The sequence below is a fragment of the Neobacillus sp. Soil_C_43 genome (assembly GCF_057656715.1).
Genome location: NZ_JBDGJV010000020.1, coordinates 17,236 through 33,472, shown reverse-complemented (window position 1 = coordinate 33,472; position 16,237 = coordinate 17,236). Strand labels below are relative to the sequence as shown.

General features: G+C 35.7%; 17 protein-coding genes. 11 read left to right on the top strand and 6 right to left on the bottom strand.

All coding sequences use genetic code 11. The features are described from left to right. Nucleotides 1-122 precede the first annotated feature (122 nt). The 3 genes from AC3A54_RS21435 to AC3A54_RS21425 all read left to right on the top strand — a co-directional run bounded on the left by AC3A54_RS21435 (nucleotide 123) and on the right by AC3A54_RS21425 (nucleotide 2,018). Nucleotides 123-716, top strand: coding sequence for a class I SAM-dependent methyltransferase (locus tag AC3A54_RS21435; RefSeq protein ID WP_487656135.1), 594 nt, complete (start codon nucleotides 123-125; stop codon nucleotides 714-716). Between the two features lie 91 nt (nucleotides 717-807). Then, complete coding sequence (locus AC3A54_RS21430; RefSeq protein WP_487656134.1) at nucleotides 808-1,347, top strand: NADPH-dependent FMN reductase; 540 nt, start codon at nucleotides 808-810, stop codon at nucleotides 1,345-1,347. 107 nt (nucleotides 1,348-1,454) lie between these two features. Beyond that, nucleotides 1,455-2,018 carry a YybS family protein gene (locus AC3A54_RS21425; RefSeq protein WP_487656133.1) on the top strand — a complete coding sequence of 188 codons (564 nt, stop codon included), beginning with the start codon at nucleotides 1,455-1,457 and terminating at the stop codon, nucleotides 2,016-2,018. Nucleotides 2,019-2,027: 9 nt separating this feature from the next. Here AC3A54_RS21425 and AC3A54_RS21420 read toward each other — a convergent pair whose 3' ends face one another. Then, nucleotides 2,028-3,617 carry an acetolactate synthase large subunit gene (locus tag AC3A54_RS21420; protein ID WP_487656132.1) on the bottom strand — a complete coding sequence of 530 codons (1,590 nt, stop codon included), beginning with the start codon at nucleotides 3,615-3,617 and terminating at the stop codon, nucleotides 2,028-2,030. 278 nt (nucleotides 3,618-3,895) lie between these two features. On the opposite strand from AC3A54_RS21420, the gene AC3A54_RS21415 reads away from it, so the two are divergent. Continuing rightward, nucleotides 3,896-4,432 carry a hypothetical protein gene (locus tag AC3A54_RS21415; protein ID WP_487656131.1) on the top strand — a complete coding sequence of 179 codons (537 nt, stop codon included), beginning with the start codon at nucleotides 3,896-3,898 and terminating at the stop codon, nucleotides 4,430-4,432. A gap of 52 nt (nucleotides 4,433-4,484) precedes the next feature. Here the strand turns inward: AC3A54_RS21415 and AC3A54_RS21410 are convergent, their stop codons facing one another. Both AC3A54_RS21410 and AC3A54_RS21405 read right to left on the bottom strand, forming a co-directional pair. Then, a complete protein-coding gene (locus AC3A54_RS21410; protein WP_487656130.1) occupies nucleotides 4,485-5,312 on the bottom strand; it encodes an aldo/keto reductase in 828 nt (275 codons plus the stop codon). Between the two features lie 159 nt (nucleotides 5,313-5,471). Further along, a complete protein-coding gene (locus tag AC3A54_RS21405) occupies nucleotides 5,472-6,062 on the bottom strand; it encodes a guanylate kinase (RefSeq protein ID WP_487656129.1) in 591 nt (196 codons plus the stop codon). Between the two features lie 376 nt (nucleotides 6,063-6,438). Between AC3A54_RS21405 and yyaC the strand changes: the two genes are divergently transcribed. Then, nucleotides 6,439-7,035, top strand: coding sequence for a spore protease YyaC (gene yyaC, locus AC3A54_RS21400; RefSeq protein ID WP_487656128.1), 597 nt, complete (start codon nucleotides 6,439-6,441; stop codon nucleotides 7,033-7,035). 118 nt (nucleotides 7,036-7,153) lie between these two features. Next, nucleotides 7,154-7,831 (top strand): GntR family transcriptional regulator, encoded by a 678-nt coding sequence (locus tag AC3A54_RS21395; protein WP_487656127.1) that lies wholly within the window; start codon nucleotides 7,154-7,156, stop codon nucleotides 7,829-7,831. A gap of 43 nt (nucleotides 7,832-7,874) precedes the next feature. Here the strand turns inward: AC3A54_RS21395 and AC3A54_RS21390 are convergent, their stop codons facing one another. Next, on the bottom strand, nucleotides 7,875-8,681 hold the full coding sequence (locus tag AC3A54_RS21390) for an aspartate dehydrogenase (protein ID WP_487656126.1): 807 nt from the start codon (nucleotides 8,679-8,681) through the stop codon (nucleotides 7,875-7,877). Nucleotides 8,682-9,300: 619 nt separating this feature from the next. On the opposite strand from AC3A54_RS21390, the gene AC3A54_RS21385 reads away from it, so the two are divergent. Next, nucleotides 9,301-10,749 carry a hypothetical protein gene (locus AC3A54_RS21385; RefSeq protein ID WP_335549495.1) on the top strand — a complete coding sequence of 483 codons (1,449 nt, stop codon included), beginning with the start codon at nucleotides 9,301-9,303 and terminating at the stop codon, nucleotides 10,747-10,749. A gap of 176 nt (nucleotides 10,750-10,925) precedes the next feature. Then, nucleotides 10,926-11,609 (top strand): NAD(P)-binding domain-containing protein, encoded by a 684-nt coding sequence (locus AC3A54_RS21380; protein ID WP_487656125.1) that lies wholly within the window; start codon nucleotides 10,926-10,928, stop codon nucleotides 11,607-11,609. Between the two features lie 52 nt (nucleotides 11,610-11,661). Here AC3A54_RS21380 and AC3A54_RS21375 read toward each other — a convergent pair whose 3' ends face one another. Continuing rightward, nucleotides 11,662-13,044: a hypothetical protein gene (locus AC3A54_RS21375; RefSeq protein ID WP_487656124.1), complete on the bottom strand. Its 1,383-nt coding sequence runs from the start codon at nucleotides 13,042-13,044 to the stop codon at nucleotides 11,662-11,664. A 402-nt stretch (nucleotides 13,045-13,446) separates the two neighbouring features. Further along, on the bottom strand, nucleotides 13,447-13,791 hold the full coding sequence (locus tag AC3A54_RS21370) for a hypothetical protein (RefSeq protein WP_487656123.1): 345 nt from the start codon (nucleotides 13,789-13,791) through the stop codon (nucleotides 13,447-13,449). Nucleotides 13,792-14,053: 262 nt separating this feature from the next. On the opposite strand from AC3A54_RS21370, the gene AC3A54_RS21365 reads away from it, so the two are divergent. From AC3A54_RS21365 to AC3A54_RS21355, 3 genes are all read left to right on the top strand, one after another. Continuing rightward, on the top strand, nucleotides 14,054-14,383 hold the full coding sequence (locus tag AC3A54_RS21365; RefSeq protein ID WP_335531827.1) for a 2Fe-2S iron-sulfur cluster-binding protein: 330 nt from the start codon (nucleotides 14,054-14,056) through the stop codon (nucleotides 14,381-14,383). A 64-nt stretch (nucleotides 14,384-14,447) separates the two neighbouring features. After that, a complete protein-coding gene (locus AC3A54_RS21360) occupies nucleotides 14,448-15,218 on the top strand; it encodes a creatininase family protein (protein ID WP_487656122.1) in 771 nt (256 codons plus the stop codon). Between the two features lie 230 nt (nucleotides 15,219-15,448). Continuing rightward, nucleotides 15,449-16,180 (top strand): iron-containing redox enzyme family protein, encoded by a 732-nt coding sequence (locus AC3A54_RS21355; RefSeq protein ID WP_335547123.1) that lies wholly within the window; start codon nucleotides 15,449-15,451, stop codon nucleotides 16,178-16,180. Nucleotides 16,181-16,237: the final 57 nt, after the last annotated feature.

Below are 16,237 nucleotides of genomic sequence, written 5' to 3'. Positions count from 1 at the left end.
GCATACTATCGACACTAGGGATATATTGTTAACTCGAGTAAGTTAATAAAACATTAAGTCAGTCATTTAAATATAAAAACAGTATAATAGAATTACAATTTACATTTTTGGAGTTGAGTCTGTTGAGTCGTTTATTTGCTAAATGGTATGACTTTTTTATGAATCCGCTTGAGAAAAAGAAGTTTAAGAGGATAAGAGATGAACTTATTTCAAAGGCAGAGGGGAATGTCCTGGAAATTGGGGCAGGTACTGGAATCAATTTCCCATTATATAAAGGAGTAGAAAAGGTGACTGCAATAGAACCTAGTCCGCACATGATTGAACGTTCGCTATCCAAAATGAAGCAAACGGTCATCCCTATCGAAATGGTTCAGGCAAGTGCAGAGGAATTGCCTTTTGAAGATAATTCATTTGATACAGTTGTAGCAACGCTTGTCTTTTGTACGATTCCTAATCCAGAGAAAGCTCTTTTAGAACTGCAGCGGGTATGCAAACCTGAAGGGGGTATTTTATTATTTGAGCATGTAAAAATGAAAAGTCAATTTTTAGGTGCACTTCAGGAATGGTTAACCCCGGCATGGAAAAAAGTCTGTGATGGTTGTTGTTTAAATCGGAACACAATGGAGTTATTTCAAGAACACGGAGTCTTAATAAATAGTATTGAAACATATTATAGTGATTTATTTATTTCTATAGAGGCGTCCAATAAGAAATAGATAGACTAGGCACATTTATTGAATATTCTTTTTTTTCTTTCTATAATCGAAATGTTACATAATATGATTCTATACAAAGGTGTGAACAATTATGAAATTAGTAGCGATTGTAGGAAGCTTGCGGAAGGGCTCTTATAACAAGCAATTAGCAGCAACTATTAAGGAGCGGCACGGCCAAACATTCGATTTAGAAATATTGGACCTTGGCTTACTCCCGTATTATGATCAGGATACTGAAAACAATCCTCCTGAGTCTGTAATCGACTTTAAGAGGAAGGTAAAAGAAGCAGACGGGGTGATCATCATTACCCCTGAATATAATTGGTCTATTCCCGGTGTGTTAAAAAATGCACTAGATTGGTTATCTCGTGTTGATAAAGTGCTCATTGGAAAACCAGTGATGACGGCGGGTGCGGCTACTGGAATAATGGGTACTATACGTGCACAGCTCCATTTGCGTCAAATCCTAACCGCCTTACAGGTAACACTTTTGCCGCCAGTTGGCAATGAGATTCTAATTAATCAAGCATCCGCGAAGTTTGATGAAAAAACAGGAAAGTTAATAGATGAAGCAACACTTTCATTTCTTGATGTTGTCATTGAACGATTTGTCAAATTTATTAAAGAATAAGGGATAGTGTATGCCTAAAGACTTTGAATGATAAATAGTGATGGGGCAGTCATAGGTTCCACTCATAGTAAACTATAATATATTGTAGTAAAAGTGAGGTGGAACCTATGTATTTTTTAAGATTAATTTCTGTTGATGTTACACCTAGCCAATTGACCTTCCATAAGCAATCAAAAACAAGACAGCTTGTTTTTGGTGCACTATTCGCTAGTTTGGCAGCTGTTCTCCAAGCAGCGGGCGGTTTTTTACCTGGAGTGGGATATTTTATAAGTCCATTTGCCACAGCTCCCATCATACTCTGCGCCATGCTTTCATTTCCTCTTGGAGTTATGTCCTATATTCTAACAAATCTATTACTACTCATCCTTCAACCAAGTGAATTAATGGTATTTCCTTTCACAACTGGCTTGTTAGGACTTAGTGTAGGAGCTGCTTTTCATTTTTTCAAGAGGAGACTGACCATCATTATAACTGGTGCCATTGTCTTAACGTTAGGAATTCATAGCCTATTATATGTTTTTCATTTCCCCGTTCTAGGTCCACTTGTTTCTAAATCTTTTTCATTTTTTATTACAGGTGGAATTATTTTATTTTCCTTTCTTTATAATTGGATTTGGGTAGATGTTGGCTTATTTTGTTTTAAACGACTTAAGAAAATTAAAGCCTGGTAACCTTCCAAATCACATGACAATATCAATTAAGACAATTCCCTCCAAAGACTGTAATTCTTCTTTGAGTATGGTCTCAAATTCAATGAGGTTACTTGCTCTTCTTCCTTTTATTCCAAAGCTTTCTGCTAATTGAACGAAGTCTGGATTCTTGAAGGTTACTCCATAACTTTTTCCAAACATTTTGTCCATCTGTTGCACCTCAAGTTTTAACATCGAGTCATTTAAAACAATTATGACAAAGGAGAGACCAAGGCGTTTAGCCGTCTCAATTTCTGCAAAATTCATTAGCACACCACCATCGCCAGTAATACAGATTACGGGGTCAGATGGACAAGCAAGTTTGGCTCCTATTGATCCTGGAAGTGCGATTCCCATTGAAGCAAGGCCGTTTGAAATGATACATCTATTTGGCATTTTTGGTTGAAAGGTACGAGCAATTGAAACTTTATGAGACCCGACATCTGAAATTACAATCGTATTCTCCAAAGTATGTCTTTCAATGATATGAAGAACATTTTCAATGGTTAGAGGCTCGCTATTAAGATTGTCAGGTTTATAACTTATTTGGTAAGCTTTTTTTATTTCTTCCTTAAGATTGCCAGAAGGTACCCATGATTTTATAGGAATTTCCATTTGATTCAGGAATTGAAGAGTTTCCTGTATACAACCAACCAATTCACAATCTACAGGATAATATTCATTTATTTCAGCAGGGAGGCTGTCGATATGTAAAACAGGAAGTTTGTTAGGATTCCAATCCTTGGGCAGCTTCTCTACAAAGTCGAAACCAATAACAATTAGGAGGTCAGCTTCATTAATGCCTCGTAAAACCATATCGTTTTCATTAAATCCAAATGTAAAAAAATTTAGTGGGTTCTCTTTATCTAACACACCTTTTGCCATAAAGCTGTGAGAAACTGGCGATTGAAGGGTATTGATAAACGTCTGAAGCTCTAAGATTGCATCTTGCCTAATTACTCCGTTTCCGATAATAAAAAAGGGTTTTCTATGTTTTTGAATAAAAGTGATAGCTGATTTGATTGATTCTAAAAAAGGGATACTTTCAGGTAGAGGAGTCACAGGTAAGGGACTATTTTGAATCATTTGAGTAGAAAAGTTCTCCGGTAATGTAATGGCTACCGAACCTGGTTTCTCCATTTGTGCGATTCTAAAAGCTTTTCGAATTACGACAGGCACAGACACTGCTTCCTTGATTTGTGTGCTCCATTTGGTTGTGGGCTCTACTATTTTTACTATATCTAAATATTGATGTGATTCATTATGATGTCGATCCACTCCAGCTTGGCCAATTAATGCAACCATAGGTGAATGATCAAGCTGCGCGCTAGCAATACCCGTCAATAAATTTGTAGCCCCTGGGCCCAATGTCGCTAAACAAACACCCACTTTTTTTGACAGTCTGCCATATACATCCGCCATAAATGCAGCACCTTGTTCGTGCCTCACATTTATGAACTTAATTTGTTTTGATTTTGATAACGAATCAGTTAAATCAAGCGATTCCTTACCAACAATGCCAAATACATATTCCACACCTTCATTTTCTAAGCAATGTACAAGTACGTCCGTGACTTTCATAGTTCCTCCTTTAGATCGTTATTTCCATTGTTTGGCTTCGTTACAGAAAATGAATATGAACCATAATAATCCTAGTTTTAGCCAATTCTTTATTAATCATTAGTTAGGTACCTGATATACTTTAATGAATCCGCATTGTCTGAAATTTTTTTTACAATAGTAGGATATTTTTCCTCTATTTACCTTGTGTATATGTTAAAACAAGAAAAATTAAAAGGGGTAATAGGAGTTTTGTTTTATAACATTGTATATTTATACATATTTTAGGGGCTATTCTCATGTTTGTAGCCGTTGGTTTCACCTTATTGGCTATGATTTCGATGCTTTATTCTACAAAAACGGAAGGATTACGAAATTGGTCTGCCTTAGCGGTTAAGCTGGATGGCTTACTTCCATTCAGCGTAATTTTGATTTTAGTCCCAGGCCTATACTTGGTATTCACATCGTGGGGATGGGGGAATTCATGGGTAGACATTTCGTTAGCTTTGTTGCTTATTATGACATTTATGGGGCCGATAATTAACTTGCGCAGGTTAAAGTCAATTTTAAATGGTACCATAGCTGAGACGGAGTTGGTCCCGTCAGCAGGATTATTGGAAAAAGTGAGAGATCGTACGCTATGGAATTCTGTTTTTATAATGACGATGTTAACGATCTCTATACTGTTCTTAATGACAGTAAAATTAACTATGAGTGGTTCTATAATTACAATTGTTATAGCAATAATCTTAGGGCTTCTTGCGGCTAACATTCTTATAAGTCGAGCAACAAAAACATTCTCAACAACTAATTTGAAAGCGACTGTAGTGAAGTAATATTAAAAAGATGGTCTCGTAGAAAATCTACGAGACCATCTTTTTTACCATTTTAGAAATCAAAATTATCCGGATCCGCTCCAAATCGCTTGTTCTCGTTTAGTGCATTAATTTTCTCCATGTCACTTTCATTTAACGTAAAATCAAAAATATTAGCATTTTCAATAATTCTGCTTTCTTTGATTGACTTTGGTATGGTTACAATTCTATTTTGTAGATCCCAGCGCAAGATAACTTGCGCGATTGATTTATGGTGAGCTGAAGCAATTTCCTGTAATACAGGGTGTTCAAGTAGACGACCTTGTCCTAGAGGAGCCCAAGCCTCAATTTGTATCTCATGCTTCGTGCAAAATTCTCGTAATTCTGGCTGTGCTAATAGGGGATGTAATTCCACCTGATTGACCATTGGTTTGATCTCTGCAACAGACATTAAATCTTCAAGATGGTGGATATTAAAATTGCTGACACCAATTGCTCTCACTCGACCCTCTTTATATAATGTTTCTAGAACTTTCCACGTTTCTTTATATTTTCCCTTTACTGGCCAGTGAACAAGATATAAATCAACATAATCAAGACCAAGTTTACTTAAGCTTGTTTCAAATGCTTCAAGGACGGTATCATTCCGCTGATCTGAATTCCACACTTTTGTAGTGATAAACAACTCTTCCCGTGGAATACCTGCCTCTTTAATGGCTTGTCCTACACTTTCTTCATTATCATAAAGTGAAGCAGTATCAATACTTTTGTAGCCAGCGTTTATAGCATGTTTTACAGCATGAAGTGCTTCTTCTCCTTGGCGCACTTTATAAACACCAAGGCCAAACCATGGCATTTTAACTCCATTATGTAATGTGGTTGTATCGTGTAAACCTTTCATATCATCAGTTTCCTCCTTGAAATAAATTAAAACTAGTATAGTACTTACTAAAGTTGAAAATCAATGTAATGGGTTTTATGGATTATCGATCCATGTAAAATAGGACCTTGAATAATAGGATACATATATCCTGTTCAAGGGTCCTATTTGATGATTTTCTTAATAATCGGTTACTTCAAAACCTCTGTCAAGAAAAGCTTCAATGACCTCACTAATTTGAAAAGAAACTTGTGGTAGGTCATAGTTTTCAAAGGCATGTTCACAACTGGATTTATAGGCCATAATTTCATCATAATGGCTCATATGACGATTGATATCGTCAGTATGATATTGGCGTGCTTTTTGTCTTTCAATAACTGTATCTCGATCAGCATAAATGAAGAAACGCATGACCCGTTCTCCATATAACTTCTTCAATTTTTCTGTACCTTCAGGATTTAAAGTTAAATAAACAAGATTATGATTCTCGAATGCTTTTACAATATCCTGCTCACAAATACCATAATAGAATCCATCTATTTCTACACTTTCTAGAAACGCATGGTTTTCTTGCATTTTTTTGAATTCTTCTTCATTAATAAAATGGTAGTCTTCACCATTTTTCTCGTATGGACGGGGAGGACGAGTAGTGTAGGAGAGTACAGTTTCCATATCAAACGCAGTTGCCACCATTTTGGCGACAGTTTTTCTTCCAGAGCCATCTGGTCCAGTGTAAATAAATATTTTTTCTTTTTCTTTAATCTTGTACATAGCAAACCTCCTGCAATGAATTATAGATCTCATAAAAAAGAACAATGGGGAACAAGAACAATTATTTTCCCTTACTTGATTTTTGGGGATACTAATAGTATAACAGATTCTTATATAAAAATCTGACTTTTCTGCTTTTTGGGACCAGTTAGTGAAGATGTGGTCTGGAAAAAATGTATTGTTCATTTCTCTAAAAGGATATAAATGTTACAAAGCTGTGAACGAACTAGTGTTTTAAATTGATTTTTATTCACACGAATATAGCAGGTTTTGTCATTCATATCATAAAATAAAGAATATACAATGCCGGTGTAGTGAAAAACGTGGAGTATCCATAAAAGAAGAGAAAAAACAACTAGAACTGAGGTGGATGGGTATGTGGCCTTTTGATGGCAAGAAAAAGAAGTTTGAAAGGGATGAAAGGCCATATTATTATTCCCTTAAACAGACCACTGGAGGAACTGAGTTTCAAGAAATGGTTAGTAAATTGAAAGAATTGTTTTCCAACACCTCCAATCCATTCATTATTTTGTGTGTGGGTTCTGATCGCTCAACAGGAGACTCACTCGGGCCTCTTGTGGGTACGATGTTAAAAGATAGAAAGATTCCTTATCCTGTTTATGGAACATTAGAAGAACCAGTCCATGCATTAAATATAAAGAAAATAATGAAGGATATTTTTCAAACTTATCATGAGCCATTTATTTTGGGTATTGATGCCTGTTTGGGTGATGAAAGGCAAATAGGGTACATCTTGCTAAAGGAAGGTCCGTTTATACCAGGAATGGCCTTAAACAAATCTTTACCTAATGTTGGGGATTATCATTTGAAAGCAATTGTTAATTACCTAGACCCGCTATCACCCACTCAATCACTTAATAATACAAGATTGTTTGTCGTTATGAGACTAGCTGAAATGATGGCAAGGATGATTACGGATGCTGTTTTTGATGACTCTAGGGGCCCTAATTAAGTAAACTTAGAAGAAATGCAAGGAATTTTATCGTGGAAAATCCATCCATAGAAGTTGATGTTTACAAATAGATTAAGATATAATTGGTACAATGTATACCTAGAAAGAAGGAGAAAAAGTGGGGAATAATTGGGTAGAGGAAGACCTAATATCTTTGCGTGAAAGAGTCTATATACACATAAAAGACTTGATCTTAGAAGGTGAATTTAAAACAGGAGATCGTTTAGTGGAGCGTGAACTGGCTGAACGATTGAATATAAGTAGAACACCTATTCGTGAAGCGCTATTTAGATTAGAATCACAAGGGTTTGTCAAAACAGTTCCTAGGAAAGGTGTAATCGTTGCAGATATTTCTGAGAAGGAAATTATCGAAGTATTTACAATTCTTTCGTCTCTTGAAGTATTGGCAGCAAAATTAGCCGCTCAAAAGTTAGATGATGAAACGAAAAGTAAATTTATTGAATACAGTCAGAAGATTGAAGCCTGTTTAAAGGATGATAATGATTCTGATTTCTCTTCGCTACATGGTGAATTGAATCATCTCCTATACAGTTCTGCTAAAAATAACAAGCTATATGAAATGCTGAGTGGATTATCTGATTATATTAGGGCATTTGCAAAAACGGGATATAAAAATCCAGGCCGCCCAAAGAAGTCTATGGAAGAACATTTGAAAATTATGGAAGCCATCGTAAATCAAGAAGTGGAGATGGCTGAATATTTGACTAAAATTCATATCGAAAATTCACGCAAAGCCTATATTGAAGCCGTAAATTTAGGAAAGAAAAACAAATAAAAAGTGAAACTTCATCAACGGATGGAGTTTCACTTTTTTGTATTTATACTCCTATGACAAGTGAAGAGGTTAGATTTTTTAAAACCTTTGCTACACTCATTGATACAATGGGGCTAGATTTTGGGTTTTGTGTATAAGGATTGTTTTGCACTGAAATCTCCACCTGACCAAAATAGCCTTTTGCTATGATTGTATGTGTGTTTTTATTGATCGTCGGGTCTACATACACTTGAACCTTAGTATCCTCAAATCCTATACCAGCAAGACTTAATGCAGCTGAGACATTTACATTTTCCGGGAATAATTTAGCGGCGTGTCTAGCATTGCCATCGAAAATGCAATACGGCTCTTGGATAGTTTCAAGATTTACTTTTTCCTCTGCAATTGTTCCATACCAACTTTTTGGTGGTTTCCTCGTAATAAGTTTTATTTCATCAATCTCACCTAAAATGCCAGCAGCTATTCGATCTAAGCCAGCAATAGCTGCAGAGGGGATAAACAGTTGTTTGTTTTGGATAGTGGCTGTTTTCATCAATGACTCATAGAAGTCAATATTTGCAAGTGCACCGACGGAAAGAATAACTAGGTTACTCCCTGATGTAAGGGATTTTTCACCGTAGAGCTGGAGGGCATGATGTCCAGCTGCTTCAATAATGATATCTAAATTTTGATTAAAAAAAACTTCTTCCTCCGTTGTAACCGTACAATGTACGGGGGGAGTATCAGTCGGGTTTAGTGGGGTTCTAACTAAAATAGCTTGAAGTTTTACATTTCCAGCCTGTCCGGACGCAATTAATTCGCTAATACTCCTACCAAGTGTTCCGAAACCTATAATACCAGCTCTAAGCATATTTATTCTCCTCTTGTCTAAATTTTAACAAACTATAAATCTTTTTAACTATGTAGATATTTTTGTATACCGTATACCAATAATTTTCTTTATTCTATCTAAAACAAGTTTTGAAATCAAGGCTTAAATTATGAATATATATAAACTTCTAAATTTTCAAAATTGTTTTGCAAAATATTCAGAATAATGATATATTAATTTCAACCTTATAGTTAACAAGGTCTACATAGTGAAAAAGGAAGGGGTGAAGCTCAAAAATACCTGGAGGATCATTCTACAAGAACAAGATCTCGTTATTTGTAGTATGAATACTTAAGGAAGGTAGGAATTGCAGATTAAATGTTTCTATGTTTATTGGATAAGAAGGGTATTATGTTTTTCTTTTTATAACCATGGTATACAATCTACAAAATACAAAATAATATTTTTAGCGAAAATTCTACTATTAAAAATAACACTTGTTTAGCTCTAAGGTGACCAAAAGGATTTTTGAAGTAGAGGAAATACACCATGAGTAAAGAACAATTTTTAACTAAACTCCTCTCCTGCGCTCCTTTCCAAGAAATTTAAGGAAGACTTTCGTATTGTTTTAAATTTTTTAAGATAACGGAGGGGAACTATGGAATTAACAATGGCTCATTGGGTTTATTTAGTTGTCACTGCAGCAGTAATTGTTATTATGCTATTTAGAAAAGGTGTTGTTTTACCTCTTATTATTGGAACTTTTTTAGTTGCCGCAGTGTATAAAGGGAGTTTAATTGCAGGGTTTCAGGCTGTCTTTAACGCTAACCTTGTTGCAGCAAAGGAGTTATTCAGTATTTTCCTGATTATTTCCATTATGATTGGTCTCCTTAATTCTTTAAAGGATTTAGGCGCAGATAAAAGGATGGTCGTACCAATACAAAAAATAATGATTAACGGCCATGTTTCATATCTTGTATTAATGGTCACGACCTATGTTATTTCACTCTTTTTCTGGCCAACTCCAGCTGTACCACTAATTTGTGCTTTGTTAGTTCCTGCAGCAGTAAGTGCAGGATTGCCAGTTATGACATCTGCAATGGTTATTGTCATTGCGGGTCAAGGAATGGCACTTTCATCAGATTATATTATGCAAGTAGCTCCTATGCTAAGTGCAAAAGCGGCGGGAATTGATAAATCCGCTGTATCGGATAAGGCATTCATTCTTTCTCTCATTACTGGGTTAAGTTCTCTTGCGATTGTGTATGCGACTCATAGGAAAGCTATTACAAAAAAGGTTGGCTCTAAGAGTAGTATTAATAAAGATGAAAAAGCGTATTTTGAAGTAAACGAAGAGCTTGCAGCTACAGTTGAAGAAAGTGCTGAAATTAATCAAAGAAAAGAAACTTGGGGTAAAATATTTGCTATTATTGTGCCTTTGGCTATGTTAGCTGTTATGATTTTTATGTTCCAAACCAAAATTGGTAATGGTGCTGGATTTGAGGGTGGAGACGGTGCAGCTTTTATCGGTGGAGTTGCAACTATACTTTTAGTTTTGGCCACTATTGCTTTTAACAGAATACATGCACTCGATAAAATTAGCGAACATATTACAGAAGGATTTGTTTTTGCATTTCGTGCAATGGCACCTGTAATTCCAATTGCAGGTTACTTCTTTATGGGTAGTGGAGATTTCTCTGCGTCAATTCTTTCCTTAGGTGAAGACGCGGCCAAACCAGCATTTCTATTTGATTTAATCCAAGCAGGACAAAACTATATTCCGCATAGTCCATTGTTTGCAGCATTTAGTATTTTAATAGTTGGAATAATTACAGGGTTAGATGGTTCTGGATTTGCGGGGCTTCCTTTAACAGGTGCTTTGTCAGGAGCGATTGGGCCTGGAAGTCACATTGATCCTTCGGTTCTGGCAGCAATTGGTCAGATGGGTGCGGTTTGGAGCGGAGGGGGAACACTAATTGCCTGGTCATCTCTTGTGGCCGTAGCAGGTTTCCTACAAGTATCACCATTAGAGTTGGCCAGAAAAAACTTCCTACCAGTAATAACTGGACTTATTTTAGCAACTATTTTGGCAGTTATCATTTGGTAAAAAGTTATTTGTTCTAACCTGAAAATATTTAAGTATAAATGTTAATGGTTATTCAAAATTAAGGGGTTTCCCAAAAGTTAGAAAGGACCTAACTTTTGAGATGCCCCTATTTTTATAGGAAATTAGAGATTGTTAAGTTAAGGGAGACTGTAAAATGAAAACGAGGTGTTGAGGGGATGAAACCAATTAAAGTAGGCTTAATTGGCCTTGGTAAATTGGGCACGGCAATGCTAACTCACTGGGATCAACAAAGGCAATCAATAGGTCTATACCACCCTAATCGAACGAAAGCAGAACAATGTGTTCAGAATTATCAATCCAGCTATCTCTTAAAGGAAGAAGATTTATCGGAAGTAGATGTGTTAATCCTGGCACTTCCAGCGATGGAGGTAATCCCATTTATCTCAAGGCTTAAACTCCAAAGTAATATGAAGCATTCGCCATTTCTCATTAATATGGCAACGAACCTTCCTACGAATAAAATCATCACCGAGTTTCCTTTCTTAAAGGTTCATGGAATAAAATATATGGGACATGCAAAAGATTTATTGGAACATGGAAATGGCCTATTTATTTCAGAAACAGTTTTACCACCAATCATAGAGGAATTCTATCAGTTTATTGGAAAGATAATAATAGACAGTGAAAATTGTTTGAAGGAAGTCAATAAATTAGCTACTTATTTTTCATTAAAAACGGCGATTCATTTAGAGAATGAATTTACAAAAAGAGGTTTATCACCGGAATATCTAAAAAGAGCTTTAACATCCCTTGCTCCTGAGGTTATCCGTTCGTATAGTGAGGGGAGTCTTGGACATTTTGCGAAGGAAATTGTGAAACAAATTCATGAAGAAAAGTGAAGGTCATTGTAAAGAGGTGTCATTAGATTGACACCTCTTTTAATGTTCACATTCAACCTAAGAACAATTGTAAGACAAATAAATACAACATTACGCATGCAATATAAAGCCCAGCGAAGGATAAATTCCAATTGGACACTTTGTAGGAGCTCTCCTTTACAATGTTTGACATAAGACCTAACGTGGCGTTATATGGCCCCACAAGAAAGGAGGAAACAGCTCCTGCCAACATAGCTACTGTTAATATATGAGGAGATATCCCTATGACCTTTGGATTTAAGCCCTCAAGCATTAATGCAAGAGAAACAGCAGGATGAAGTCCTAGAAAAGCAAAAGCCAGAGGGATTAAGGGCAGTAAAAGTAAAAAGATTTCCACACCAGCAAAACTAATAAAATGATTGACTAGCGCGTCCAACCAGACATTGGTATGAGAAACGTTGATAGTTGAAATAAAAAAACCTGCTGATAGATAAATGAAGAATTGGTCTTTCATACTTACAGAAAAGGATTGAAAATGCGTAATTAAGTGTGAACCGAACTCTTTCCCTTTTTTTAAAAATAGAGACCAAGTAAGCGAAAAAGGGATGACCATTAAGGATATTAGAATTAAAAACGGATAAGGAAACTTTGTTTCTACTAATGAAATAACAACATTGAAAATAATAATAGCTAGAAAAATTTGAAAGACTCTACCAGAACGAGGGGACTGACTAGAATCTATCGTAGCAGCAGTCTCATGTATGGCAGTGTTTTCTTGATTAGGGGTCATAATTTTTGCTTTACGAGAACCAATATACCAGTCAATCCCCATGCCAAAGATACTTAAGGGAACAACATAAGGCAAAATTGATACCCAGCTTACGTCCGTCATTGTAATGACAATGCCGACAATGGGGGTAACAGGGGCCCACAGTAAAGGCATGGCGAATCCTCGCGTAATGGCTCTGCTCATGAAGCGTTCTTTATTTTTTACTGGAATGATATCTAATGCAGGCCTTATAGAGTAGTAAGTCATTGGTAAGGTGGCAAGATTCATAAAGATACTAAAAAAATAGGATATACCCGATGTAATCATATAGAGTTGTCCAGAGGTTTTCACTTTCTTTTGAATAATCGTTTGAATACCTCCGCTGTAACCTCCTAATTTAATCGGTATTCCTAAAATTGGAATCAATGTAAACATAGTTAGCAAGTCCAGCATTGGACCGAAGGATAGGATATAGTGCTGCCAAGAGGCTCCGCTCGACCACAATAATACAGAACCGAGGATCAAAAATGTGCTTCCCAATAGTTGGACAAATCGTTTCGCTTGAAATAATGTCCATAGGACTATAACAAGACTTAAACAGGATATTATGGGGCTAATATGGAACATAGGCAAAAGAACATCGAATAAATACAATAAAATAACCGAAAACAGCATAAATCTAAGCATATTTACACCCTTACCTTTAAAGTTGTATACCAAACGTATTTTTTTTTGGATATTGTCACGTTTTATCCATATTTTTAAATTAATTTTGGTATTTGGTATACAAAATGTTGTTTTATTTTTAATCACATAATACAATTACAGTATCAAATAACTATTTATATAGGGGGATATAACATGTTTAACTTTCTATTTGGATCTAAAAAAGCGGCGGAGAAAGCTGAAAAGAAATTAGCATCACTTAAAAAAACATTAAAGTTCTAAAATCTTCGATTACAAACCGCCACTTTATGTGGCGGTTTTTTCATTTATTAGACACAAAACCAAAATATAAAAAAACGGAGAGACACCGCTTTTCTCTCCGGATTTTGTATATAAAGAAGATCTCTTATGGCTAATTATTTCTTAAACGGCTACCTCATCTGATTTTACTAGCTTAGAATTTACAGAGTCATCACTGTTACCAGATGCTTTAACGATCTCGCTTAATTCCTCTCGAGCGGCTTCAATTGTATCAAATCGTTCAAAAAACTTCACAGCTATATGATTTACGTATTCTTTTCCTTCATAGATTTCAAATAGTTGAATTTTCATATTTTCATCAAGTACTTTTGCAATTGTGTATTTCGCCTTTAACTTATCAAAGAAGTAGAAGTGATAGGTTTCAACAGGCTCTAAACCATCATTCTCGAGAATTGTTTGAAACGTATCCTTATTCGTTAGTACAATATATTTTCCCAAATAAAACACCCCTTTAAGTAAGTATTAAACCATTTGTAATTAAGTATAATGAATAAAAAAATTATTAAAGTGCTCTATCACCCCTAAGTGGAACATTGTATACCAAAGTACTTGTTAACATTTTATCTCAAGTAGATTAAATGTTCAAGATATATTCGAAATATTTAAATAATTATTGAAATTACAAAATCCAGTTTGCTTCTTCCACAAAAAGATTGTATACTTCAGGAAAGGTTCAAATTTTTTAGAATAAATAGAAAGGGGAAGTTTTATGCCAAAAGTTATTCTTCATGTAGATGGGACAACAATTGAACAAGAAGTAAAAGATAATGCCAATTTAGTAGTGCTAGCAGGGACACGCCAATTGCCTAAATTAAAGTATGGTTGTGGTATGGGACGATGTACTAAATGTACGTGTATTGTTATAAACGGCGCAGACTCATTAGCACCACCAAATTGGAAAGAAGAAAAAATGCTAGGTGAAAAAGTAAATGAGGGATACCGTCTTACATGCCAATTAACAATTCAACAAGATATTGAAATCTCTCAAGAAAATATTACAATCCAGGCTCCAAAGAAAAAATCAGCATATCAAGCATAATGCGCTTTTTTTTAAAAGGAAGATGGTATACAAAATACAATGATTACCGGTAGGTGAATGAGTGTTGAATAGTTATGATCTTACAGCCATGACATGGAAAGAAGTAGAAGAAGCTTTACAGACTGTGAAGTTTGCTATTATTCCAATTGGGGCACATGAACAGCATGGACCACATATGGTAGAAAGCTGTGATGCAGTCTTAGCAGAAAGAATGGCGAAGAAACTAGGTGAAAGAATGTTTCCCTATGCGCTAGTTACTCCTACAATTAATATGGGTGTTTCACCACATCATTTGAATTTTCCAGGGACCATATCGTTGCAGCCAACGACGTTAATAGCCATTTTAAAGGATGTCATTTCATCCTTAAAGCATCATGGTGTGAAAAAGTTTTTATTATTAAATTCTCACGGCGGAAACCAATCGACGCTTAATGTTGCTTCAATGATAATAACGGAAGAATTGAATGTTGAAGTTTATTATGCCAAAACGACAGCTTCTGCAAAAGAGGCAATTAAAGAGCATGTGAAATCCACATTATTTGGCCATAGCTGCGAACGAGAAGTTTCAGAAGCACTCTATTTAGCACCCGAGCTCGTCCGTCCTGAACAATTAGGGAAAGGTGATATTCAGGTAGAAGGAAGATGGAAACAGCTTAGACCTGGTAAAGCAATTCAAGGGTTTTATTACTACGAAGAAATGACCAAAAATGGTTGTATTGGTGATGGAACCAAAGCAAGCTGGGAGATAGGGCGGCAGATTGTCGAAGAGTCATTAGATCAACTTACTCTAGAACTTTATAAATTAATCAATATTAAAGTAGATGTGCAAAATTAAAACGTGAAAATAAATAATCTTTAAAAAATTCTAAAAATTATATTTACAAATAAACAACTTCTTGATAGTATTAATTCAAGGTATACCAAATGGATAGTTTCATAGAGTAAAAGGCTGTTGGACAGTGAATAAAACAACAATCTTTTTATTTTTTAACTAATTTGGTATACAAAATATCAAATACCAAGAAAAACATTGGTACCTACATAAAAAAAGAGGAGGAGTTTCAGTTGACACAATTATTATCAAAAGATGAATTTCGCAAGGAATTAGAAGAAGCTATTAAAGGAAATCATAGCCAAAAGGCTCCATTCACAGTAGCTTGGGCCGAGGGAAGACTTGAAAGAAAACATTTTGCTAGTTGGGCTGAAAATCATTACCACTATGTAGGACCGTTTGCAGATTACTTAGCTTATATTTATCACAATACTCCAAGCGATCCAAAATTCGAATCGGCAAAAGACTTTACATTACAAAACATGTATGAAGAAGAAATTGCTGCAGATCGCCATACTGATTTACTAATTCGTTTTGCTGAAGCATGTGGTACAACAAGAGAACGCATTATCGACCCGGCCAATATGGCGCCGACTACTTTAGGGTTACAAAGCTGGTGCTACGCGGTTGCGGCGAGGGAAAATTTCGTTGTAGCAACAGCAGCATTAGTTGTAGGGTTAGAATCTCAAGTGCCTGATATCTATAGAAAGCAGACTCCAGCATTACGCGAACAATATGGATTTACTGATGAAGAAATTGAGTTCTTCGACTTACACATCGTATCTGACGAGATCCATGGTGAGCGTGGATACAAAATTGTTCTAGACCATGCTGATACTCCTGAATTGCAGCAACGATGCCTAGAAGTTGTACGGACTGGAGCAAAAATGCGCCGTATGTACATGGATGGGCTATGGAGAGAGTATTTAGAACAAGATTTAGGCGCGTTAGTTGAAGCGAAATAATAATCATATATAACGGATTTAAATGAATCATTCTGAATCCGTCCCTTTGACAGGCCG

Excerpts from the sequence above, each read along its gene's own strand:
- AC3A54_RS21415 (WP_487656131.1), top strand. The coding sequence starts at position 3,896 with ATGTTTGTAGCCGTTGGTTTCACCTTATTGGCTATGATTTCGATGCTT.
- AC3A54_RS21425 (WP_487656133.1), top strand. The coding sequence starts at position 1,455 with ATGTATTTTTTAAGATTAATTTCTGTTGATGTTACACCTAGCCAATTG.
- AC3A54_RS21380 (WP_487656125.1), top strand. The coding sequence starts at position 10,926 with ATGAAACCAATTAAAGTAGGCTTAATTGGCCTTGGTAAATTGGGCACG.
- AC3A54_RS21390 (WP_487656126.1), bottom strand. The coding sequence starts at position 8,681 with ATGCTTAGAGCTGGTATTATAGGTTTCGGAACACTTGGTAGGAGTATT.
- AC3A54_RS21420 (WP_487656132.1), bottom strand. The coding sequence starts at position 3,617 with ATGAAAGTCACGGACGTACTTGTACATTGCTTAGAAAATGAAGGTGTG.
- AC3A54_RS21365 (WP_335531827.1), top strand. The coding sequence starts at position 14,054 with ATGCCAAAAGTTATTCTTCATGTAGATGGGACAACAATTGAACAAGAA.
- AC3A54_RS21405 (WP_487656129.1), bottom strand. The coding sequence starts at position 6,062 with ATGTACAAGATTAAAGAAAAAGAAAAAATATTTATTTACACTGGACCA.
- AC3A54_RS21385 (WP_335549495.1), top strand. The coding sequence starts at position 9,301 with ATGGAATTAACAATGGCTCATTGGGTTTATTTAGTTGTCACTGCAGCA.
- yyaC (WP_487656128.1), top strand. The coding sequence starts at position 6,439 with ATGTGGCCTTTTGATGGCAAGAAAAAGAAGTTTGAAAGGGATGAAAGG.
- AC3A54_RS21430 (WP_487656134.1), top strand. The coding sequence starts at position 808 with ATGAAATTAGTAGCGATTGTAGGAAGCTTGCGGAAGGGCTCTTATAAC.
- AC3A54_RS21375 (WP_487656124.1), bottom strand. The coding sequence starts at position 13,044 with ATGCTTAGATTTATGCTGTTTTCGGTTATTTTATTGTATTTATTCGAT.
- AC3A54_RS21410 (WP_487656130.1), bottom strand. The coding sequence starts at position 5,312 with ATGAAAGGTTTACACGATACAACCACATTACATAATGGAGTTAAAATG.